The sequence below is a fragment of the Clostridium sp. MCC344 genome, from assembly GCF_018785365.1.
Taxonomy (GTDB): domain Bacteria; phylum Bacillota; class Clostridia; order Lachnospirales; family Lachnospiraceae; genus Pilosibacter.
The window spans coordinates 217,454-239,054 of record NZ_WQPQ01000060.1; the positions used below are offsets into that span (position 1 = coordinate 217,454).

A 21,601-nucleotide genomic window follows, 5' to 3' on the forward strand; every position below is an offset into this window, starting at 1 on the left:
AATGAAGCAAACATTTAAGAAGCCGTCCTACTATTTGCTTTCGCAAGCAATGGACGGGGACGAAAAAGCGATTGAAAAAATACTGGCATTTTATGACCCGTACATATCAAAGTGCTGTTTGCGTCCACTCTATGATGAATACGGCAATGTCTATATTGTTGTAGATATGGAGTTAAAGGGACTTATCCGAGAAGCACTTATCAAAATGATTTTAGGGTTTGATATTGCCTTAGAAATCGAAGAAGAATAAGCAGTTTTTAGCAGAGCATGGTTTAATGTCCCCCTCTTTCCTGCTCTGCCCTGCTTTTACATGAAAGCAACACGCTTTCGCCACAGCTCTTTGACAACTGAATAAAGCAGACAGATACGTTTGTGAGATAGCGAGCCACGGGGACTGTACGCAACGACCTTTCCAAAAGAAAGCGAGCGACCCACGCAGTGATCCGAGAGCGACTGTTGGAAAAGTCGTTTTGCCATGACCTATCCTCACAGAATAATGATACGTCCGCATGGTGCGGTTCTGCCCACAAGAATGGGAATAGTTGAGATACTAATGGAGCTTTCCAAAGCCGTCTGTCTGCTTGTAAAAAAACAACACACAGTAAAGGGGGTGCATAGATTATGAACAATACTGATGTGCCTATCTGGGAAAAATATACGCTGACGATTGAAGAAGCGTCTAAATACTTCCGCATTGGCGAAAAAAAATTGCGTAAATTAGCCGAAGAAAATATTGACGCTGGCTGGGTTATCGTGAACGGTAATCGTATTCAGATTAAGCGAAAACAATTTGAAAAAATCATAGATACATTGGACGAAATCTAATGTCATTGAGCCGTAGATATGGTATAATAAAGTATAGCGTATCACGGCTCATTCCATGACGGAAAGGAGCTTTACACTATGTCTAATGTAAAACGAAAAGACAGTAAAAATCGCAATTTGCGTAATGGAGAGAGCCAGCGAAAAGACGGAAGATACGTTTATAAATATACCGATATATACGGAAAGCCACAATTTATCTATTCTTGGAAACTTGTACCGACAGACAAGACACCTGCTGGAAAGCGTGATGATATTTCATTGAGGGAAAAAGAAGCACAGATAAAAAAAGACCTTAACGACAGTATCGACACAGTCGGCGGTAAAATGACAGTCTGCCAGCTTTACGAGAAAAAGAACAGCCAAAGAAAGAACATCAAGAGGGCTACCGAAAAGGGACGACAGTATCTTATGAACGCTCTGAAAAATGACCCATTGGGTATGAGGGCGATTGATACTGTTAAGCAGTCGGACGCTAAAGAATGGGCTATCAGAATGAGTGAAAAAGGATATGCCTATAAAACAATTGATAACTATAAGCGTTCCTTGAAAGCGTCATTTTACATGGCGATACAAGACGACTGTATCAGAAAGAACCCATTTGAATTTAAGCTAAGTGATGTTCTGGAAGATGATACGGAGCAGAAAGTTATCCTTACACCAGAGCAGGAAGAACGCCTGCTTGCCTTTATGGAAAAGGATAAGATTTACAGCAAGTATTATGATGAGGTTGTGCTTCTGTTGGAAACGGGACTTCGTATTTCTGAATTTTGCGGACTGACGACGCATATTGATATGCAGAACAAAATACTCAATATAGACCACCAGTTATTGAAAGACAGCGAAATCGGCTACTATATTGAAACGCCAAAAACCAAAAACGGAAAACGGGAACTTCCATTGACAGAACGGGCTTATCAAGCAATCCAAAGAATACTAAAGAACAGAGGAAAGGCACAACCGCTGATTGTAGGTGGTTACAGCAATTTCCTATTCTTAAACCGTGAGGGCTTGCCTAAGGTTGCAGGAAACTATGAGGGTATGGTGCGAGGGCTGATTAAGAAGTATAACAAATATCACACGGACAAGTTACCGAACATCACACCACATTCATTCCGACATACTTATTGTACAAATATGGCAAACAGAGGAATGAACCCAAACACCCTGCAATATCTCATGGGACACGCCAACATAACCATGACACTTGGCTATTACGCACACGGTACATTTCAATCTGCAAAAGCAGAACTGGAAAGACTGGCTTGTTAATATCGGAGCGTATATTTACTACTCATTTACTACTTTTGGTTGCATTTTCATGCTGGTAAATGCCAGCTTATGCAAGGTATCTTCCGAAAAGAAAATACCGATAAAGCCCTAAAATACGGGATATATCGGCATTTACCAACTTATGAAAAGATAATCAGAAATTTAGTAAGTTTTTATTGTAAATTATTAGAAAAAATGAACTTTCCTCAAGGTTCCTGTCTCTATAAGACAGATGCATCAAAAAAGAGAGGAGGCAGGACATGGATGAAGAGAATATCGTGAGACGGATGATCGATGGCGACATGGACGCATTCGGAACATTGATGGAGCAATATGAGAAGCCGGCACTCAGAGCCGCATGGCTGATATCCGGAAATGCGGCGGACAGTGAGGACATTGTCCAGGAGACATTTACCGCCTGTTATTTAAACAGAAAGAAGCTCAGAGAGCCGGCGGCCTTTAAGACATGGTTTTACCGGATCCTCACGAGGTCGGCATGGAAGATCTGCAAAAAGACAGGGCGGGAGCGTCCGGAGGAGGAACCGGCATCCGGGCAGGAGGACACAAAACGGTCGGTCCTGGAAACCTGCATCATGAAGGAGGAGGAACGGATCCTTTTTGAGGCGGTGGAGAAGCTGCCGCCGAAACAGAAAACGGTTCTGATCCTTTACTATTATAATGACATGCCGATCCGCGAGATCGCGAAGGTCTGCGGAGTGTTCGAGGGCACGGTGAAATCAAGACTGTACCATGCGAAGGAGCAGTTAAAGAAGGTCCTCACGCAGGAGGAAGGAGGAAAAACATGGACGATCCTATCTTAGAAGAAAGACTGAAAAAAATGTTTGAGAGCCGCGCAGGAGAACTTCCGGATGAATCCCTGCGGGAGGTGCGGATCAGGAAACGTGTATATGAACAGATAGAAAGAGAGGAAACTCATATGAAGAGAGGATTTATGAAAAAGGCAGTGATCGCGGTGGCAGCGATCTGTGTATTTGGCAGCATGACAGCATTTGCGATCGGGAACATTGCGGGAGTGACATCGCACAGTGACCGGAGAGATGAGGTGCATACTTATGAACAGGCGTTAAAGCTTCAGGAGGAACATGGACCGAAGGTAAATTTCCCGGAACAGTTTTCCAATGGATATACGTTCGAGAGTGCTGTCCCGGTGAACTATGAGACGAGTGACAAGGATGGAAATAAGCTGGGCAAGGGGATCCATCTCGACATTACTTACGGAAAAGAGGGGATGGAACCGATCACATTTTCTGCGGAAGTCGGTCTGGACGGCGGGAGCGCTCCGACGGATGTAAAGACGTGCGGGGATGGCACGGAACTTCGATTCTATAAGACGGTCAACAAATTTGTGCCGGCCAATTATGAACTCACCGAGGAGGACAAAAAGGCCCAGGAAGCGGGCAACTTTGACCTTGCTTACGGCAGTGATGAGATCGAGATCACAACCTCCTGTATGGTCGAGTGGGACATGGACGGTCAGGGGTACAGCCTGTTCAAGTTTGGCGAGGAGCTGAGCGCGGAGGAGATGTTCGCGATGGCGGAGGAGATCATCGATGCACAGTAAAGCGGTATATTTACAAATAAGGAGCGATTCGGGCAGCTTTTCATGGGTAGGGATGTTCTGAACGGAAAATGAGGTATTGAGGAAAATAAAAGAATCAGATCAACAAGTGAAAACGCGCTTCGCGAGTTTCCCCTTGTTATCGCGACAGTCGCCAAGGTCTCGCGCAAGCGCGGACTTTGGCTCGTTGTTCGCGTAAATGAAAAAGCCGGTGAAATCGGGTGGAGCTACCCTGATTTCATCGGCTTTTTGTGAAATCCGGCATATCCGGGATGCAGGATCAAAAACTTGCAGACTGTCTTATCTGGAGAAAAACTCACGTTTGATCTGCTCCACCGGCATCTCTTTTCTGGTCCAGAGGCGGAACGCCTCGGCGCCTTGGTAGAGGAGCATGTAGGAACCGTTGAAGAACGGGTTTCCCTGATGTTTTGCCATGGAGAGGAGTCTTGTCTCACGCGGATTGTAGATGATGTCGGATACGATGAGACCGTCCGGGAAGACGAGATCTTCCGGGACCGGGCAGGTATCCTCGTGCGGGGCCATGCCGACGGAGGTTCCGTTTGTGAGGATGGCGCTGTCTGCGAGTTCTTGTTTTAAGAGTTCAGCGTCGGAAAAATCGCAGATTTTGATCTTGCAGTCGGTGATCTTTGTGAGTTCGTCCACAGTATGTACCAGGCGGTCATAGAATCGGCTGGTCGGTCTCACGAAGACAGAGATTTCCTTTAAGCCGTCGAGTGCCGCCTGGACCAGGATCGCGGTCGCGGCGCCGCCGGCTCCGAGAAGAGTCATTTTTTTGCCGATGATGTCATAACCGGCATCTTTTACGGACTGCATGTAGCCGATGCCGTCGGTGTTATGGCCGATAAGGCGTCCGTTTTCGTTTACGACCGTGTTGACAGCGCCGATGATCCGGGCAGCGGTAGAGAGTTCGTCGCAGAGGGAGACCATGAGGTTTTTATCCGGCATGGTCAGGTTGAAACCGCGGGCACCGAGGACTTTTAAGCCGGCGACAGCGGTTGGAAGTGTTGCTTCATTTACGTCAAAGGCGAGATAGCGGTAGTCGAGACCGAGTGCTTCAAAGGATGCGTTGTGCATCATTGGGGAGATGCTGTGGGCGCAGGGACTGCCGAGAAGGCAGATCAGGGCGGTGTGGCCGGTGATCGGGGTGGGTGTATGATGTTCCATTTTATGGGTACCTCCGGGGATTATTTTCATTTTTTTATTATAGCAGTGGGGGTGGGGGAATGCAATGGAGAGATGAAATGCAGAATATGTTGGCGAGTGGTACGCGGTGAGCTTCCGGACAGGAGTGCTGGGGATGCGGGGAGGGTTCCTCTAAGCCCCCGGGAGACTGCTAAGGGCGGAGAATCGGGGACACAACTCGCTGCGCTCAGACAAGTGTCCCCGATTCTCCAACGCAGTCACCCGCGAGCTAAGAGGAAGCCAGCTCCCCGGATCATGCACTCCTGCCCGGAAGCTCACCGCTGGGAGATATTGGGTGCTAAGAAGGATGCGCTGGCGGAAGCTTACTGTTGGGTTGGATCGGCGCTATGAGGAATGAAGGATGAATTGGCGGAAAGCTACCGTTGAGATACATCGGGAATGAGAGCTTTCAGATTATTCCGGGGAAAACTTGGGGGGGGGTAACGCGACATAGCGGCAAGGCAGGGCCTGCGGTAATCCCCGGCTTGCAGTTCTTTTTTATATCTGCTATACTTTTCTTAATGATACCTGTGAGGACAGAACAGAAATTCTGTGTGGCACGGGCGGCGAAAGAGGAGAATGTAAGGATGGCAGGACTGAAGGAACATATTTTTCTGATCGGATTTATGGGATGTGGAAAGAGTACGAATGCGGCGCGTCTGGCGGAGATGACCGGGGCGGAGCAGGTGGAGATGGATCAGGAGATCGTGAACGGGGAACAGATGGAGATCGCGGAAATCTTTAAAGAGAAAGGTGAGCCATATTTCCGGTCACTTGAGACAGCGCTGATCCGCAGTTTTTCAGACCGGGATCCGGCGGTGATTTCGTGCGGGGGCGGAGCCGTGCTGAAGGAGGAGAATGTCCGTCTTATGAAGAAATGCGGAAAGATCGTCCTTCTCACAGCGACACCGGAGACGATCTATGGGAGAGTCAAGGACAGCACAGAGCGCCCAGTCCTGAATGGAAATATGAATCTTTCTTACATTGAGGATCTGATGGAAAAGCGTCGTTCGAAGTATGAGGCGGCCGCAGATATCACCGTTGCGACGGATGGAAAGACAGCGGAGGAGATCTGTGGGGAGATCCTTGGTAAGTGCGGAAAATAAAGAAGGGAGGATTGCACATGGGAAGTTACCTGAATCCGGGAAGCAAGGGATTTCAGGAGAGACTGAATTCTGAAATTTATGTAGATAAGACAGGTCTGATCGAAAAAACGAATGCAGTTTTGGATACAAGACAAAAGTTCCTGTGTGTAAGCCGACCAAGACGTTTTGGAAAATCAATGGCAGCAGATATGCTTGCTGCTTATTATGAGCGTGGGGAAGATGCAGATTTATTGTTTCGTTCGCTGAAGATCAGCAAAGCGGAATCCTATCGTGCTCATTTGAATCAATATGATGTGATCAAGGTAAACATACAGGAATTCCTCAGCATGACAGGAAGTATGGATGAGATGCTTTCGATGTTGAAAAAATATCTGGTGTTTGATCTCATGGAACATTTTGATGATGTTCGTTTTCGGGACGAGAGTAATCTGATCCAGGTAATGAAAGATATTTATGCAAAGACGAAACGAGCATTTGTGATCCTGATCGATGAATGGGACTGCCTGTTCCGGGAATACCAGCAGGATCAGGATTCACAGAAGAAATATCTGGATTTTCTACGGGCATGGCTGAAGGATAAAGAGTATGTTGCTCTTGCGTATATGACAGGCATTCTTCCGATAAAAAAATACGGATCACATTCTGCGTTAAATATGTTTACAGAGTATTCCATGACAGATCCGGGGGAGCTTGCGGAGTATTTTGGATTTACCGGACAGGAAGTGGCACAGCTCTGTCAGAAATATGAGATGGATTTTGACGAAGCAAAGGCATGGTATGATGGATATGGGCTTGTCGCACACCGGAAGTCCGGGGATCAGTACTATTCCATGTACAGCCCGAAATCTGTTGTAGAGGCCATGCTCAGACATAAGTTTGGAACATACTGGAATCAGACGGAAACTTATGAAGCACTGAAGATCTATATCCAGATGAATATGGATGGGCTGCAGGATTCAGTCGTCAGAATGCTTGCAGGCGAGGCAGTGTACGTCAATATTGGTACATTCAGTAACGACATGACGACTTTTGCGACAAAGGATGATGTCCTTACGCTCTTGGTACATCTTGGATATCTGACTTACAATAGTACGAATGGGACAGTGGAAATTCCCAATAAGGAAGTTTCGAAAGAATATGTCAATGTGATCAGTACCATGAGCTGGCATGGAGTTGCAGATTCGGTGGAAGCATCCCGCAGATTACTGGATGCACTGTGGAAAATGGATGCTGATACAGTGGCAGCAGGAATCGATAAGGCACATGAAGAGATTTCTATTCTTCAGTATAATGATGAAAATTCACTTAGTTGTACGGTCAGTCTTGCATTTTATTTTGCGAGAGAATATTATGCGATCGTGCGTGAACTGCCATCAGGAAAAGGATTTACTGATATCTGTATGATCCCACGGAAACACCATCTGGATAAACCGGCAATTATCATAGAATTAAAGTGGGATAAAGGTGCGGATGCCGCGCTGGCACAGATAAAAGAAAAGCAGTATGGGAATGCATTGAAAGATTACCATGGAAATTTACTGCTGGTGGGGATCAATTATGATAAGAGTACAAAGAAACATGAATGCGTAATCGAATCCATGAAAAAATAATGGATCAGATAAGATAAAAAAGAGACCTTCACGGTCATCCCCAAATTTTCAGAAGCTGAATATGTCAGCGGCAGAAAATTGGGAAGACCAGTGAAGGTCTCTTTTTTGTTTTTGCGGAAAATTCGATGAAACCTTCCGGAAAAAGGCAGTATGTTCCAGGAATGTGCACTTGCGAGAAGCCTGAGAATGCCGCAGGCAACCGCGCAAGGCAGAAAAATGAGAAATTCCGCCATTTGCGAAAAATGACTACGGCATCTCCGGTTTCTTCCCCAGCCGCACATCTTCCAGATATTTTCTCGTCTCCTCATCGGCGTGCAGGAAGAGGTAATTCTTCGCACTGCCGGTATGTTTTCCTTTCTCCTCGGAGATCAGCTTGCCGACGCGTTCGATCTCTTCACGGAAATCTCTTGCGGACCAGAGGATGCAGCCCTGGCTGCGGATGATGAGCTGGATCACGCCGTCGGAGGTTGCTACGGTGGTGCGGTAACGCCTGCCGATACGGATCGCGACTTTTTCGATGTACTGGTCTGCGGTCTCCGCTTCTTTTGTATACACAACGTGGATGTTGTGATATTTCTGGACTTTCTCGACACCGCCCGGAACCTTGTAGGCATCGAAGACAACGATGACGCAGATCTTCCGGAATCCCTGATAATTGCTCAAGATGTCCATGAGCTTGTAGCGGGCCGCATCGATATTGACGGCGGCAAGCTCACTCAGCTCGTCCCATGCAAAGATGATGTTGTAGCCGTCGACGAGAAGATATTCGTCTTCCGGCTCCTCTTTCTCTTTTGACGGTTTTACAGGAGCTGTATTTTTGGCCCGGATCACGGTGCGGGAGTCATAGTCCGAGGCGAGTTTTCGCTTCGGTTCGCCGTATGTACGGGTGAAGATCGCCTGGAGTTCCTTATCATCATAGAAGGAGAGGGAGCCGTCTCCGCGGCCGCGGGAAGAGCCGGAACCTGTATTTGCAGCAACCGCTGCCTCAGAAACAGCACCAGAGGGACTGCCGGAACGAAACTTTGCACTGCCGCCGGCTGCTCCGGCCGGAACCTTCCCGGCCGCCACATCGGCCTCCATCGCCTGGAGCCGTTCATTTGCCTCTCTTAAATCCCGCTCCTGCGCTTCCTTCGCAAGCTGCTTTGCGAGCGGACTCTCCACATGCATATAGTTTTTCACTTCGTTCCACGGAACGACAAAGCCGGCGCCGTGGGAGCAGAAAACAGATCCTGCCGGGTCCTGAAGGTCAAAATCGAAATCATATCCGGAAGCAGCGATGACTTCCTCCGCGTTGTGGCACGGTTCATACCCGGAAAGGCTGAGCGTCAGTCTTCCGCGTCCTTTCGTGTAGGAGATCACATCCCGCTGGTAGTTCCGCATCGTGGAAACCGGCGCGGTCCCGGTGAGCAGAGCCATTGCGCCGTCCTGCTCCGGTGCGGAAAATTCACCCTGCATCCGGTCGAGGTCCGCCATCGCGCGTCCGAGATTCTCGGACGGAACCTCCAGACGGAATGCGTAGTAAGGCTCTAAGAGCACACACCCCGCCTCGCAGAGTCCCTGACGGACAGCGCGGTAGGTTGCCTGACGGAAATCCCCACCCTCAGTGTGCTTCTGGTGGGCACGTCCGGCGATCAGAGTGAGCTTCATATCGGTGATCTCAGAGCCCGTTAAAATCCCGCGAAATCTCTTTTCTTCGAGATGCGTTAAAATCAGTCTCTGCCAGTTCTTATCCAGCATATCCTCGCTGCAGTTGGTATCAAAGACGAGTCCGCTTCCCTGCTCTCCGGGTTCCATTAAAAGATGGACTTCCGCGTAGTGGCGCAGCGGTTCGAAATGTCCGACGCCCTCGACGGTCTTAGCGATCGTTTCCTTGTAGACAATATTTCCTTCTCCAAAACCGATCTCCACGCCGAAACGGTCCAGAACCTGGCTCTTTAAGATCTCCATCTGCACATCGCCCATGACCTGTGCCTGAATTTCGCCAAGCGCCTCGTTCCAGACAATGTGGAGCTGCGGGTCTTCCTCCTCCAGCATGCGCATATTTTTGAGCATGGTGTGGGAGTCTGTTCCGAATGGCAGTAGGATCCGGTATGTGAGGACCGGCTCCAGGAGTGGAAGAACACTGTCGGAGGCAGTTCCGAAGACCTGTCCCGGCTTCGTGTCGGAAATCCCTGTGACAGCCACCACCATGCCGGGTTCCGCCTCCTTTAACGCCTCGAACTTTGAGCCGGAATAGAGCCGGATCTGGTTGATCTTCTCATCTGAATCAAGTGACAGCGAATCACGGATCTTCAAATTTCCGCCCGTGATCTTCAAATGCGTCATCCGTACACCTGTCTCGTCGCGGGAGATCTTAAACACCTTTGCACCGAAGTCCTTCGTATAGTCCGGGCATGACGCAAATTCCCCGAGGGCGGTCAGAAATTCCCGGACGCCGGTGAGCTTTAACGCGGAGCCGAAAAAGCAGGGAAAGAGCTTCCGGTTCTGGATTGCGTTCCGAACGTCCTCCGTCTTTAAGCTGCCGTCTGCCAGATAAGCTTCCAGAAGTGCTTCATCGCAGGTGGCAATCTCCTCAGCGGTTTTATCAGAAGTTCCAAGAATATCACGGTTTCCGGACACCCCGCTGAAATCCACGATCCCGTGATCCAGCCGTTCCTTCAGTGATGCCAGCACCGCCTCTCGATCCGTCCCCTTCTGATCCATCTTATTCACAAAGAGAAATACCGGGATCCGATACCGTTTTAAAAGTCTCCACAGTGTCTCCGTATGTCCCTGAACCCCATCAGCTCCGCTGACGATCAATACCGCATAGTCAAGGACCTGCAGTGTCCGCTCCATCTCCGCCGAAAAGTCCACATGACCCGGCGTGTCGAGGAGTGTCACGAAAGTATCGCCCAACGGAAAGACCGCCTGCTTTGAAAAGATCGTGATGCCCCGGGCGCGTTCAAGCGCGAAGGTATCAAGAAAGGCGTCACGATTGTCCACACGCCCCATTTTCTTTAGTTTTCCTGTCTCGTATAAAATTGCCTCGGACATCGTTGTCTTTCCGGCATCGACATGCGCGAGGATTCCGATCACAAATCGTTTCATATATTAAGTCCGCTTTCTGAAAATTTCCATAACGGTCCACTGAACCAGTATTTAGACACAGTATATCAGAAAAAAGAACCTTATGCAACGATACAGTGGCGTATCAATGGGCGGCCCCTGTCAACAGGGATCCGGTCGGAAGAACGGACGCGCAATGCAGATGAGATGTTCCCAGTCTACCAGGTCCTGATAGATAAAGAACAAGGCAGCCTGTCTGATCTCAGAAAGGACAGATGTGGGCAGGACACAGAGAAACCCGTCGAAGGAAAATACATGACGGCCCTGTTCTGTGCGCAGCTCACAAAGATAAGATCCATGGATATCAGGGGGCGTCAGTCCCGGCTCTAAACGGATATAGAGCCGTTCCCGGTCCGCAAACCAGTCTGCGACCGGTCCGCGGGTGACGCAGGTTTCCGTATTTTTGATACAGTGTTCCAACTGATCCTTCAGAGAGCGGTGGAGGAACGGATCAGAGATCCGGAGGAATGTTGTAAACAAATGGTCCGGAAGCTGTGGCTGATGCAGATCAAGTCCGGATGTGGCCGCGATATGGTATCCCTGAAAGATCAGATCCTCCCACCATAAGATCGCGTTTTTGTTGTCAGGGATCATCGGGTGGGCATTGTTTATGATCTCAATGAAATCGATCAGACTGTGGTCATGGATCCTCATGGACCAGCGCATCCCGGTAGAAAACGGAAAAGGAATGGAACAGGGGTGGGCAGGACCGGCCAGTCCGCCGGCCTCATGGACTCTCTGAAATAAAGGATCCGCACAGCCAGCATTGATATCGTCCCAGGGAATATAGGAATCGATGTTCTGGCACAGCATATGCCCGAAGTACGAGGTCAGTTCATAGCCACAGATAAATTCGGAATCCGGGGAGATTTCACGGACAGATTCCGGGAGCTGTCTCCAGCCCGATATCGTATTATGATCCGTGAGAGAAAAGGAACGGATATGTTTTGAAGTAAGAAAGCGCACGAGCTCGGTGACGGTCATACTGCCGTCAGATTCTACGGTATGATTGTGAAGTTCAATTCTTTTCCACATGTTCATTTGTCTCCTTCCCGATTTTTGCAGGATCGCGGGATTCTCCGAAAATCTCAAGCTGGTAGGGTGTCTCATCTTCCGCTGCATGAAAGATGTTTATGATGATTTTTGCCATGCCGGAGAGATCCTTACAGGGGATACAGCCGTGGCTGGCAGAATTTCCCGAAATTGTCATTTCCTTTACTTCCCCCGGCATATGGATGTTTCCGACGAAGACGGAATTTAACATGAAGCAGAGCTGGATCTCTGTTTTTATAGCGTTGATTTCCCTGCGGAGCAGATCTTCAGAAACCGGTTGTTCCATATATTGTTCCAGAATTGGGGCAAGCTCCGTCCTACGCCTGTTGAAATAACTGTCAGGATCGGAAGGATGTTCTTTCTGATAAGTAAGAACAACAGAGAGGGAAGAAAGATCAGAAGGAAGAAAAAAATTGTAAATGATATTCCCGTGATACCCCTGATGGAGCACACCGGAAAAACGCTGGATCATTTCCATAAATCGTTGGCCTCCTTAATAAGTACATTGAATTGGATTTTTTTAATGTAACCCATCATTTTAAAATGAAAGAATAAAAAAGGTAAAGCACCTGTAAATGTTTTTTAAATTCATACAATTAAATGTACTTTACTGAAAATTATGGATTTATTTACCTGCAAATGCAGTTACATTTTACAATTAACTGATAGAGTGACGGGGTAAAAATCAAAAAGGAGAGAAAACAATGGGAATCATAACAGCTCATTCAGGATGTGACGGAACAGAAGACAATTCCCTTGAATTTGTCACGTATGCTCTCAGATCCGAGGCAGGTTGTCTGGAAGTCGATGTCCGGAAGGGACAGGATGGAGATCTGATCCTTTCACATGATGACAATGGCGGCGAGGGTGTTTTTTTAAGAAACGTGTTTGAACGGATGGCACAGGTGCCTGAAAAGATGATCAACTGTGACCTGAAGGAAAGAGATCTGGAAATCCCGGTGTACCGAATGGCATGTCACTTCCATATGGAAGAACGGCTGATCTATTCCGGTGAGGTGGATCCGGTCCATCTGGAGGAGAACAAGAAAAATTTTGAAAAAGCCAGAATCTTTTTAAATATTGAAAATCTTTATCCGGATATTTATAAGGAAGAAGAGCAGGACAGGGAAAGAAAGCTGAAAGAGGCGATCGAAAAGGCGGCAAGTCTTCCGGTTACCTGCATCAACGCTGAGTACCATATCCTGACAGATGAGATCATAACCTTTATCAAAGGAAAAGGACTTGGATGCTCTGCCTGGACAGTCAATGATGAAAAGGAACTTAAACGGCTCATGATAAGGAAAGCGGAAAATATCACGACCAGAAATTTAAAGGGAGCGATCCTGGTGAAGAAGGAGATGGAGCTGTAATGATGACGCCGAGAGCATTTTATCACATGATGGGGAAAAGGAACTTTTTGCAGTACATCTTCTTTGCGGCATTTCTCTTTTTCTTCTACGTTCCGCTTATGAATCTGTGTATGCTGGCTTTTGCGGATAAATATGAAGTCCCGGCGATCATACCACAGAAATTTGGCTTTAAGTGGTGGGAATTTGTTCTGGACCAGAACAGTCTTATGGGGTCGATCACGACCTCCTTCGCGCTGGCAATCGTCGTAACAGCAGTCTCCATGCTGATCTGCATCCCGGCCGCTTACGCTCTTGCCAGATATAATTTCAGAGGAAAACGAATCTTCCTCCTGTCCTTTCTGCTCAGCAACGCATATCCGAGAATGGGACTCTACATTTCGATCGGAATCCTGTTTTATAAATTAAACCTGATGGGAACCTTCCTTGGTGTTGTGATCATTCATGTAGTCAATTCCCTGATGTTTATGACCTGGATCCCGAGCGGTTCCTTTAAAAGCGTTTACCGGCAGCAGGAGGAGTCAGCGAGAGACGCAGGAGCAGGACCCCTCAGAACATTTTTCAGCATTACCCTTCCGTTAGCGATGCCGGGGATCGCGGTTGGCGGCGTGTTTACCTTCCTTGGTTCTTTGGAAGAGGCACAGGGAACCCTTCTTGTCGGTTTCCCGGAGGTAAAAACCATGCCGGTAGAGCTTTACGGGGTGATCATGGAATATCCTCTGACTGCAGGACCGGTATTATCGTTGATCTTGATCATTCCGACGATTCTGATCCTGCTCGCAATGAAAAAATACCTGAGTGCAGATACGATCTCGAAAGGTTATGGAATGTAAAAAGGAGCAAGTTATGGAAGAAAAAGTAAAACTTCAGATCAGAAACATGAAAAAGCATTATAAAAACGGGGACGGAGTGGAAAACATCAACATGGATGTCAGGGAAGGTGAATTTCTCACGATGCTGGGACCATCCGGATGTGGAAAATCCACGATCCTCAGAACGATCGGAGGTTTCCTTGATATTGATGACGGAGACATTCTGATCGATGGCTGCTCCGTGAAGGATCTGGCACCGGAGAACCGGCCGACGGCGATGGTATTCCAGAGCTATAATCTGTGGCCGCATATGACGGTGTATGAGAATCTGGCGTTTGGTCTTAAGATAAAAAAATATTCAAAAGAAGAGATCAGCCGAAGCGTGAAGCGTGGGCTTGAGCTTGTAAATATGCAGGGCTTTGAAAAGAAATATCCGGGACAGTTATCCGGAGGCCAGCAGCAGCGGGTGGCGATCGCGAGGGCTCTTCTTTTAAAACCATCGGTCCTTCTTCTGGATGAGCCGTTTTCCGCACTGGATGCCAAGATCCGTGCGCAGATGAGGGAAGAATTAAAGAAAATTCAGGAAGAACTGAAGATCACGGTTGTTTTTGTCACACATGATCAGGAAGAGGCCATGGCTCTTTCCCATCGGATCGTTGTAATGAACAAGGGAGTGATCGAGCAGATCGGAACTCCGACCGAAATCTATGATCATCCGGCAAGCCGGTTCGTGGCATCCTTCATCGGGGAAATGAATTTCCTGCCGGATGGAGGAGTGAAGACACTGGCTGTGCGTCCGGAGGATGTGATCGTGACAAAAGGTGATGTATCCGGTGAGAAAAAGGGATATGTCCGGACAGTCATGGTCCTTGGACATTATGTCGAGGTCAATGTAGAGTCCGATGGTCAGATCATAAAAACATATGTACCAAAAGGCGCGGAGGAAGAATTTAAGCCGCGCGATCTGGTATCAATGAAATTTATAAAGACATACGAGTATTGTGCCTGAATATAAGTTCAGACGATGAGATCCCTTTTGTTCCCAACATCATTCATATATTAAAGGAGAAATTGAAAATGAAGTGCAATGGAAAGAAAATTACTGCGGTTATCATGTCTCTGGCAATGGGAGCGGCGTTTATGACGGGCTGCTCCGGGGCAGGAAATACAACTGCACAAAAAGCAGGAAACGGAAAGTCCGTCGTTACCGTGTGGGCCGGTGGATCGGATAATGTCCGTGTACAGTTTGAAAAGCAGATCGAAACATTTAATGCTTCTCAGGACAAGTATGAAGCAAAGTTGGAGTTTATCACATCCGGTACAGGAGCGGAAGGCCTTTTTGACCGTGTAGTGGCGGCAAAAAAGGCGGGTCAGACGAAAACAAACTTTGATGTGATCGAGCTTGGCGGAGACGAAGTGACAAAGTACATCTCGGAAGGAGGAGAAGACTTCTTTGTAACGCTGGATCGTTCTAAGATCCCGAATGCAGAGAATCTTAAAGTGGAATCCACCTACAGAAATGATCTGGTAATCCCATATCGCGGAACAACCGTGGTCCTTGCGTATAATTCCGATGTTGTGAAGGAACCGCCGAAAACAGCAGAGGAGCTGTATCAGTGGATCAAGGATCATCCGGGCCGTTTTGCATACAATACTCCATCCTCCGGTGGAGCCGGCGGTTCCTTTGTTGTGACCAGTATTTACAACTATCTCCCGGAGGAGGCGCTTACCTCTTCTGATGAGTCCTGGAAGGAAAAGTGGGGAGAGGGCTTTGATCTTTTGAAAGAGCTCCATCCGTATATGTACCAGTCCTCCGGCAAAGTTGTATACCCGAACAAAAACCAGGGAACACTGGATCTGCTTGCAAATAAAGAGGTTGATATGGTTCCTGCATGGGCAGATATGGCGCTGACCCAGATGAAACAGGGAACGCTTCCGGAATCCATCCGCATCAGTCAGATCGACCCATCCTTTACAGGAAATCCGGTGGTTCTCGGAATCCCATCGATCGGATCCAATGAGGATGGTGCATACGCCTTTATCGATTACATGCTGAGCGCAGATGCGCAGAATATCGCTCTTGATTCCATGGCGGCAATTCCGGTTATCGATTACAGCCTTCTTGATCCAGAGCTCACAAAGACGATCGAGACCCTGAAGGTCGATTCCTTCCGTATGAGCAGCCTTGGAACTCTCGGAACAGAGTTATATGAGGAATGGGATAAAGAGATCGGAACTCTTCAGTAGGAGAAGTGAGAGAATATGAAAAAAACGACCGTTCAAAAGATATTGCCATATCTTCTCATTTTCCCGTCGATCATGATCATGGTAACGGTGATCTTTTACCCGATCGCAGTCAGTCTTCTTCGCAGCTTCCAGCTGGAGGAAGGCGGCTGGGGTCCTGACAATTACATATTTTTCTTTACAGACCGCATTCAGCGCGGGAACATTCTTTATACACTTGAGATCGTGATGGCTACCGTAGTGCTGGCGATCGGGATCTCCTATTTCCTGGCGATCTATCTCAGATTTTCGGACTCTGTTGTCAGCAGGGCGATCGGTCATCTGTATCTGCTCCCGAGATTTATTCCGGGAATGGTGGCAGTGAACGGCATGATCACGGTTATCCGGGATTCCGGACTGATTAACCGGATCTCACAGCTCTTTGGACTGAATATCAAGCTTGGTCTTATGTATAACGGAAAAGGAATCGTGCTGATGAATCTCTGGTTCAACATACCATTCGCTACAATGCTCCTTGCGGCAGCGATGTCCAAGATCCATAATCCGGTCATTGAAGCGGCAAGGGACGCCGGTGCCGGAAAACTGAGGATCTTAAAAGACATGATCATTCCGATGACTTACCGGGATGTGTTCGTAGCAGCTACGTTTGTATTTATGAGCAACATCAGTTCATTTACAACCCCATATCTTATGGATGGAACAAATCCCCAGATGATGGGAATCGCTCTTTATAACCAGTTTAACAATATGCATTATGAGAAGGCAGCGGCCCTTTCTGTGATCATGTTCCTGTTTTCTGTTTTGTCGGCAGCAGTCTATGTCTATACGAACATGAAAGAAAACGACTGGGAAAAACAGGCGGGATAACAGGATGGAGGAATTGATATGACAGAGGGAACACCATGGAAAGTGATCTTACGGTTTTCGATTCCTGTGCTGATGGGAAATCTGTTTCAGCAGCTGTACAGTCTGGCAGATGCCATGATCATTGGCAGGCTGGTCGGTGTATATCCGTTGGCGGGAGTCGGAGCAGCGGCTGCCATGAGTTTCCTCGTCCTTGGGTTTGCCACCGGTTTGACCGGTGGTTTTTCTGTTGTTACAGCCCAGAGGGCGGGGCAGGGAGATCCTGAAAAAATAAAAGAATCCGCCGCAGCATCAATGGTATTGTGCGTTGTGACGGCAGTACTGCTGACGGTGCTCAGCGTTGCGACGGCAGTACCACTTTTGAAATTTATGAATACGCCGGAGGAAATCTTTCCTTATGCGCGTACCTATATCCGGATCACATATCTGGGACTCGGAGCCGTTTTATATTATAATCTGATGGCCGGTCTTTTGCGCGCATTGGGAGACAGCCGGACGCCCCTCTATTTTCTGATCATTTCATCTGTTCTGAATGTGGTTCTCGATGTGATCATGATTCGTGGTTTCCACAGTGGGGTGGGAGGTGCCGCACTTGCCACCGTGATATCCCAGCTTGTCTCAGCGGTCGCATGCCATCTATATGCAGTGAAGCGGTATCCGGTATTGAGACCGGAAAAAAGATATTTGAAGGTGGAGTGCAGGGAAGCGTTCGCCCATCTGCGGATCGGAGTTCCGATGGCACTTCAGTTTTCCGTGACAGCAGTCGGTATCATGATCCTGCAGGCGTATCTGAATGAACACGGGGCGCTTGTGGTGGCGGGGTATACTGCCGCGGGAAAGGTAGAGAATCTTGTAACCCAGCCGTTTAACGCGTTGGCGTTGGCAATGGAAGTGTACTGCGGGCAGAATATGGGAGCCGGAAAGAGAGAAAGGATCCGGTGTGGGATCCGGCAATGTATTGCTCTCGGCACGGTCTGTGTGATCCTGTCTTCGGCCGTCAATGTATGTCTGGGGCGTCCATTCATTGGTCTGTTCATGGAAACTTGTGATCCAAAGATTGTGGAGTACGGATATGTGTATCTGGTCATCATTGCAGTCTTTTTCTGGCTATTGTGTACCATGCAGATCATGAGGAGCTCCCTTCAGGGAATCGGGGAAGCAGCAGTTCCGATGGCGGGAGGAATTCTGGAATTATTTTCGAGATGGGCAGGCTGTGCCGCTTTTTCGGGGATATCAGGATACACAGGGGTATATCTCTCAACACCTCTCGCCTGGGGGATGGCGCTTCTTCTTTTGACGATCCGGTATCGGTGGCTGGCAGGCAGAGGATTTTTTGATGACAGGCAACAGGGGCAGACCTGAGAGGAGACCATTATGCCGATATTTCTATGATTTCCCGGTAAAACCCTTGATTTTTCTGGCTTTCTATGCTATGATGCTAATCGATAACATAAGTAACCGGTCAAAAGAGTGGACGAAACGTCCACTCTTTCGTTTTGCATAACCGGAAAGATCCGGCAGAGAGGCGGTGGAAACCCATGGCAAGAAGAGAGGAATATGAATCCAGGGTCGAGAAGTTTTTAACCCCGATCATGGAAGAGAACAATTATGAACTGGTCGACGTGGAGTACGTGAAGGAAGCTGGTACCTGGTACCTGAGAGCGTACATCGACAAAGAGGGCGGTTTTACAGTGGATGACTGTGAGATGGTATCGAGACGTCTGAGCGACTGGCTCGATAAAGAGGACTTTATCGATGACAGCTATATCCTAGAGGTGAGCTCCCCGGGACTCGGAAGACCGTTAAAGAAAGAGAAAGACTTTAAGAGAAGTCTCGGTGAGGCGGTCGACATCAAGCTGTACCGCGCGATCGACAGACAGAAAGACTTTTCAGGGATCCTCACAGCATATGACGCGGACACCGTGACGATCCGCTACGAGGATGGTTCCGAGAGTACATTCAATAGAAAAGACATTGCCTTAATTCGTCTGGCATTCGATTTTTAATAAGGAGGATAAAAAATGAACAAGGAACTGATGGAATCGATGAACATACTCGAAAAAGAGTACAACATCAGTAAGGACACATTGCTGGAGGCCATCGAGAACTCCCTTCTCACAGCCTGCAAGAACCATTTCGGCAAGGCCGACAATGTGAAAGTCATCATTGATCCGGATGGCTGCGATTATTCCGTATATATGGAAAAAGAGGTCGTTGAGAACGTGGAGGATCCGATCACACAGATCAGCCTCGCCGACGCAAGAATGATCGCTCCGAGACATGTCCTTGGCGACATCGTCCAGATCCCCATTGATTCCCATGATTTCGGCCGTATCGCGACCCAGAACGCGAAGAACGTGATCTTACAGAAGATCCGCGAGGAGAGCCGGAAATCCCAGTTAAGCGAGTGGCAGTGCAAGGAGAAAGAGGTCGTTACCGGTATCGTTCAGCGTTACATCGGCCGCAATGTCAGCGTAGATCTCGGAAAGATCGATGCGATCCTCCCGGAGGCTGAGCAGGTCAAAGGCGAGACCTTCCAGAGAACCGAGCGTATCAAGGTTTATATCCTGGAAGTCAAGGACAGCCCGAAAGGACCGAGAATCTCCGTATCCAGAACCCATCCGGACCTTGTGAGACGTCTGTTTGAGGCCGAGATCGCAGAGGTTCGTGACGGTACCGTTGAGATCCGCGCGATCGCCCGTGAGGCAGGTTCCAGAACAAAGATCGCAGTCAGCTCTACAGATCCGAACGTAGATCCGGTAGGCGCATGTGTCGGCTTAAACGGCGCGAGAGTCAACGCGATCGTAAATGAGCTCCGCGGTGAGAAGATCGATATCATCAACTGGGATGACAACCCGGCATTCCTGATCGAGAACGCACTGAGCCCTGCAAAGGTCATCTCCGTTGTTGCGGATGAGGACGAGAAAGAGGCACAGGTCATCGTTCCGGATTACCAGTTATCCTTAGCGATCGGTAAAGAAGGACAGAACGCAAGACTGGCTGCAAGACTGACCACCTACAAGATCGATATCAAGAGCGAGACACAGGCGAGAGAGCTTGGACTCTTCGATGATATGGACTTCGGCGAGGAAGGTTTTGAGGGCGAGTACGAGAAAGATGTAGAGCCGGCAGGAGAAGAAGCTCCGGCAGAAAATGAAGCTCCGGCAGAGGAGACTTCCGAAGCACAGGCCGAGACAGAAGAATAGGAGAGAAGGGAACGACGACAGTGAGTACAGTAAAGAAGGTTCCGCAGAGACAGTGCATCGGCTGCGGTGAAATGAAAAACAAGCGGGAGCTGATCCGGGTTTTAAAAGGTACTGACGACGTGATTTCCATCGACGCGACCGGGAGAAAAAACGGACGCGGCGCATACATCTGCCCATCCATGGCATGCTTTGAAAAGGCAGTGAAGAGCCGTGGACTGGAACGCTCCTTTAAAATGGCAATTCCAAAAGAAGTTTACGAAAGTCTGAAAAAGGAGATGGAACAGATCGATGAACAGAAATAAGATCCTTGGACTTTTAGGACTCGCGGAGAAGGCCGGAAAGGTCAGAAGCGGCGAGTTTTCCACAGAAAAAGCGGTAAAGTCCGGAAAAGCCGGGCTGGTGATCGTGTCGGAAGAATCTTCGGACAACACGAAGAAAATGTTCCGGAACATGTGTACTTACTATAAAGTCCCGTACTTTGAGTTCGGAAACAAGGAAGAACTCGGCCACATCCTGGGAAAGCAGATGAGAGCGTCCCTGGCGGTGATCGATCCGAATTTTTCCGAGGCACTGTTGAAGCATTTTGCCGATTAGGAATGTGAAGCATCGGCAAGATCCAGTTGCGGTACACGGGCGAAAAGTGGCTGTGCACTGTAACGTGATTTGGAGGTAGCGAGCGTGAGTGAGTTTGAAAAGGATTTAGGAAAGAAAAAAGAGGGAACAGATACATTGAATCAGAATCAGGAGAATTCCACAAAGCCGGCAGTTCCGGCTGAGGGAGAAAATAATGCGCCGGCAGCACCGGCAAAGAAGAAATTTGCTGCGGTTTATCGTCCGCAGAACAGTACACAGAAGCGCCCGGCGGGAAACCGTACACAGGGCGGACAGAGACCGGCAAGACCGAACAACGGTTCCGGCATGCAGGTAAGACCGACGACAGGAAACGCACCGGCAGAAGCACCGGCAAAGACAGCCGAGACACCGGCAGCACCTGCACAGAAACAGGAGACAAAATCTGAGGCACCTGCAAAGGATCTCAGAGAGAATGTCCGTCCGCTCCCGAACCAGGGAAGAACAGACGGTCAGTCCCAGCAGAGAGAGAGCCGTCCGTTCCCGAACCGCGACGGCAATCGTGACAACCGTCAGGGCGGCTATCAGGGCAATCGCGACAATCGTCAGGGCGGTTACCAGGGCAGCAGAGACGGCAATCGTCAGGGCGGCTATCAGGGCAGCAGAGACGGCAATCGTCAGGGCGGCTACCAGGGAAGAAACGATGGAAACCGCCAGGGCGGCTACCAGGGAAGAAACGACGGAAACCGCCAGGGCGGCGGCTACCAGGGAAGAAACGACGGAAA

The 21,601-nt window shown here is 48.7% G+C and carries 21 protein-coding genes and 1 pseudogene; 18 read left to right on the plus strand and 4 right to left on the minus strand.

The window, feature by feature from the left end:
• The first annotated feature begins 1 nt into the window (after position 1).
• The 5 genes from GPK90_RS14630 to GPK90_RS14650 all read left to right on the plus strand — a co-directional run bounded on the left by GPK90_RS14630 (position 2) and on the right by GPK90_RS14650 (position 3,676).
• Positions 2-250, plus strand: coding sequence for a helix-turn-helix domain-containing protein (locus GPK90_RS14630; protein WP_004613734.1), 249 nt, complete (start codon positions 2-4; stop codon positions 248-250).
• Positions 251-621: 371 nt separating this feature from the next.
• The gene (locus GPK90_RS14635) at positions 622-825 is read left to right on the plus strand and encodes an excisionase (RefSeq protein WP_004613735.1); all 204 of its coding nucleotides are present in this window, start codon (positions 622-624) and stop codon (positions 823-825) included.
• Positions 826-903: 78 nt separating this feature from the next.
• Positions 904-2,094, plus strand: a complete 1,191-nt coding sequence (locus GPK90_RS14640; protein WP_006857094.1) for a site-specific integrase — start codon at positions 904-906, stop codon at positions 2,092-2,094.
• 260 nt (positions 2,095-2,354) lie between these two features.
• On the plus strand, positions 2,355-2,915 hold the full coding sequence (locus tag GPK90_RS14645) for an RNA polymerase sigma factor (protein WP_215703309.1): 561 nt from the start codon (positions 2,355-2,357) through the stop codon (positions 2,913-2,915).
• Entirely contained in the window at positions 2,897-3,676 is a 780-nt protein-coding gene (locus tag GPK90_RS14650) for a hypothetical protein (protein WP_215703310.1), read from the plus strand. Before GPK90_RS14645 ends, GPK90_RS14650 begins: the two co-directional genes overlap by 19 nt.
• Before the next feature lie 297 nt (positions 3,677-3,973).
• On the opposite strand, the gene aroE is transcribed toward GPK90_RS14650, so the two are convergent.
• Positions 3,974-4,858 (minus strand): shikimate dehydrogenase, encoded by an 885-nt coding sequence (gene aroE, locus GPK90_RS14655; RefSeq protein WP_215703311.1) that lies wholly within the window; start codon positions 4,856-4,858, stop codon positions 3,974-3,976.
• Between the two features lie 605 nt (positions 4,859-5,463).
• Here aroE and GPK90_RS14660 point away from each other — a divergent pair.
• Positions 5,464-5,982: a shikimate kinase gene (locus tag GPK90_RS14660; protein WP_118530653.1), complete on the plus strand. Its 519-nt coding sequence runs from the start codon at positions 5,464-5,466 to the stop codon at positions 5,980-5,982.
• Positions 5,983-5,999: 17 nt separating this feature from the next.
• Positions 6,000-7,592: an AAA family ATPase gene (locus GPK90_RS14665; RefSeq protein WP_215703312.1), complete on the plus strand. Its 1,593-nt coding sequence runs from the start codon at positions 6,000-6,002 to the stop codon at positions 7,590-7,592.
• A gap of 246 nt (positions 7,593-7,838) precedes the next feature.
• Here GPK90_RS14665 and GPK90_RS14670 read toward each other — a convergent pair whose 3' ends face one another.
• The 3 genes from GPK90_RS14670 to GPK90_RS14680 form a co-directional block, all read right to left on the minus strand.
• Positions 7,839-10,682 (minus strand): translation factor GTPase family protein, encoded by a 2,844-nt coding sequence (locus tag GPK90_RS14670; RefSeq protein WP_215703313.1) that lies wholly within the window; start codon positions 10,680-10,682, stop codon positions 7,839-7,841.
• 120 nt (positions 10,683-10,802) lie between these two features.
• Complete coding sequence (locus tag GPK90_RS14675) at positions 10,803-11,735, minus strand: CehA/McbA family metallohydrolase (protein ID WP_118530662.1); 933 nt, start codon at positions 11,733-11,735, stop codon at positions 10,803-10,805.
• Entirely contained in the window at positions 11,719-12,231 is a 513-nt protein-coding gene (locus tag GPK90_RS14680) for a DUF6669 family protein (protein ID WP_118530666.1), read from the minus strand. The genes GPK90_RS14675 and GPK90_RS14680 overlap by 17 nt, the downstream gene beginning before the upstream one ends.
• A 226-nt stretch (positions 12,232-12,457) precedes the next feature.
• Between GPK90_RS14680 and GPK90_RS14685 the strand changes: the two genes are divergently transcribed.
• The 11 genes and pseudogenes from GPK90_RS14685 to GPK90_RS14735 form a co-directional block, all read left to right on the plus strand.
• Positions 12,458-13,123 carry a glycerophosphodiester phosphodiesterase gene (locus tag GPK90_RS14685; protein WP_182426772.1) on the plus strand — a complete coding sequence of 222 codons (666 nt, stop codon included), beginning with the start codon at positions 12,458-12,460 and terminating at the stop codon, positions 13,121-13,123.
• Positions 13,123-13,953 (plus strand): ABC transporter permease, encoded by an 831-nt coding sequence (locus tag GPK90_RS14690; protein WP_118530669.1) that lies wholly within the window; start codon positions 13,123-13,125, stop codon positions 13,951-13,953. The genes GPK90_RS14685 and GPK90_RS14690 overlap by 1 nt, the downstream gene beginning before the upstream one ends.
• Positions 13,954-13,966: 13 nt before the next feature.
• Positions 13,967-14,941, plus strand: coding sequence for an ABC transporter ATP-binding protein (locus GPK90_RS14695; RefSeq protein WP_118530673.1), 975 nt, complete (start codon positions 13,967-13,969; stop codon positions 14,939-14,941).
• Positions 14,942-15,009: 68 nt separating this feature from the next.
• Complete coding sequence (locus tag GPK90_RS14700; RefSeq protein ID WP_118530676.1) at positions 15,010-16,179, plus strand: extracellular solute-binding protein; 1,170 nt, start codon at positions 15,010-15,012, stop codon at positions 16,177-16,179.
• A 15-nt stretch (positions 16,180-16,194) separates the two neighbouring features.
• A complete protein-coding gene (locus tag GPK90_RS14705) occupies positions 16,195-17,043 on the plus strand; it encodes an ABC transporter permease (RefSeq protein ID WP_118530679.1) in 849 nt (282 codons plus the stop codon).
• A gap of 18 nt (positions 17,044-17,061) precedes the next feature.
• Complete coding sequence (locus tag GPK90_RS14710) at positions 17,062-18,402, plus strand: MATE family efflux transporter (protein WP_118530681.1); 1,341 nt, start codon at positions 17,062-17,064, stop codon at positions 18,400-18,402.
• A gap of 176 nt (positions 18,403-18,578) precedes the next feature.
• Positions 18,579-19,046, plus strand: coding sequence for a ribosome maturation factor RimP (locus GPK90_RS14715; protein ID WP_118298977.1), 468 nt, complete (start codon positions 18,579-18,581; stop codon positions 19,044-19,046).
• Between the two features lie 15 nt (positions 19,047-19,061).
• Positions 19,062-20,246, plus strand: coding sequence for a transcription termination factor NusA (gene nusA, locus GPK90_RS14720; RefSeq protein ID WP_118530684.1), 1,185 nt, complete (start codon positions 19,062-19,064; stop codon positions 20,244-20,246).
• A gap of 20 nt (positions 20,247-20,266) precedes the next feature.
• Entirely contained in the window at positions 20,267-20,548 is a 282-nt protein-coding gene (gene rnpM / locus GPK90_RS14725) for an RNase P modulator RnpM (RefSeq protein ID WP_021904668.1), read from the plus strand.
• Complete coding sequence (locus GPK90_RS14730; protein WP_118530688.1) at positions 20,535-20,840, plus strand: L7Ae/L30e/S12e/Gadd45 family ribosomal protein; 306 nt, start codon at positions 20,535-20,537, stop codon at positions 20,838-20,840. The genes rnpM and GPK90_RS14730 overlap by 14 nt, the downstream gene beginning before the upstream one ends.
• A gap of 84 nt (positions 20,841-20,924) precedes the next feature.
• Positions 20,925-21,601, plus strand: a pseudogene (locus tag GPK90_RS14735) (hypothetical protein); the annotation flags it as partial.

Excerpts from the sequence above, each read along its gene's own strand:
- GPK90_RS14630 (WP_004613734.1), top strand. The coding sequence starts at position 2 with ATGAAGCAAACATTTAAGAAGCCGTCCTACTATTTGCTTTCGCAAGCA.
- GPK90_RS14635 (WP_004613735.1), top strand. The coding sequence starts at position 622 with ATGAACAATACTGATGTGCCTATCTGGGAAAAATATACGCTGACGATT.
- GPK90_RS14640 (WP_006857094.1), top strand. The coding sequence starts at position 904 with ATGTCTAATGTAAAACGAAAAGACAGTAAAAATCGCAATTTGCGTAAT.
- GPK90_RS14645 (WP_215703309.1), top strand. The coding sequence starts at position 2,355 with ATGGATGAAGAGAATATCGTGAGACGGATGATCGATGGCGACATGGAC.
- GPK90_RS14650 (WP_215703310.1), top strand. The coding sequence starts at position 2,897 with ATGGACGATCCTATCTTAGAAGAAAGACTGAAAAAAATGTTTGAGAGC.
- aroE (WP_215703311.1), bottom strand. The coding sequence starts at position 4,858 with ATGGAACATCATACACCCACCCCGATCACCGGCCACACCGCCCTGATC.
- GPK90_RS14660 (WP_118530653.1), top strand. The coding sequence starts at position 5,464 with ATGGCAGGACTGAAGGAACATATTTTTCTGATCGGATTTATGGGATGT.
- GPK90_RS14665 (WP_215703312.1), top strand. The coding sequence starts at position 6,000 with ATGGGAAGTTACCTGAATCCGGGAAGCAAGGGATTTCAGGAGAGACTG.
- GPK90_RS14670 (WP_215703313.1), bottom strand. The coding sequence starts at position 10,682 with ATGAAACGATTTGTGATCGGAATCCTCGCGCATGTCGATGCCGGAAAG.
- GPK90_RS14675 (WP_118530662.1), bottom strand. The coding sequence starts at position 11,735 with ATGTGGAAAAGAATTGAACTTCACAATCATACCGTAGAATCTGACGGC.
- GPK90_RS14680 (WP_118530666.1), bottom strand. The coding sequence starts at position 12,231 with ATGGAAATGATCCAGCGTTTTTCCGGTGTGCTCCATCAGGGGTATCAC.
- GPK90_RS14685 (WP_182426772.1), top strand. The coding sequence starts at position 12,458 with ATGGGAATCATAACAGCTCATTCAGGATGTGACGGAACAGAAGACAAT.
- GPK90_RS14690 (WP_118530669.1), top strand. The coding sequence starts at position 13,123 with ATGATGACGCCGAGAGCATTTTATCACATGATGGGGAAAAGGAACTTT.
- GPK90_RS14695 (WP_118530673.1), top strand. The coding sequence starts at position 13,967 with ATGGAAGAAAAAGTAAAACTTCAGATCAGAAACATGAAAAAGCATTAT.
- GPK90_RS14700 (WP_118530676.1), top strand. The coding sequence starts at position 15,010 with ATGAAGTGCAATGGAAAGAAAATTACTGCGGTTATCATGTCTCTGGCA.
- GPK90_RS14705 (WP_118530679.1), top strand. The coding sequence starts at position 16,195 with ATGAAAAAAACGACCGTTCAAAAGATATTGCCATATCTTCTCATTTTC.
- GPK90_RS14710 (WP_118530681.1), top strand. The coding sequence starts at position 17,062 with ATGACAGAGGGAACACCATGGAAAGTGATCTTACGGTTTTCGATTCCT.
- GPK90_RS14715 (WP_118298977.1), top strand. The coding sequence starts at position 18,579 with ATGGCAAGAAGAGAGGAATATGAATCCAGGGTCGAGAAGTTTTTAACC.
- nusA (WP_118530684.1), top strand. The coding sequence starts at position 19,062 with ATGAACAAGGAACTGATGGAATCGATGAACATACTCGAAAAAGAGTAC.
- GPK90_RS14730 (WP_118530688.1), top strand. The coding sequence starts at position 20,535 with ATGAACAGAAATAAGATCCTTGGACTTTTAGGACTCGCGGAGAAGGCC.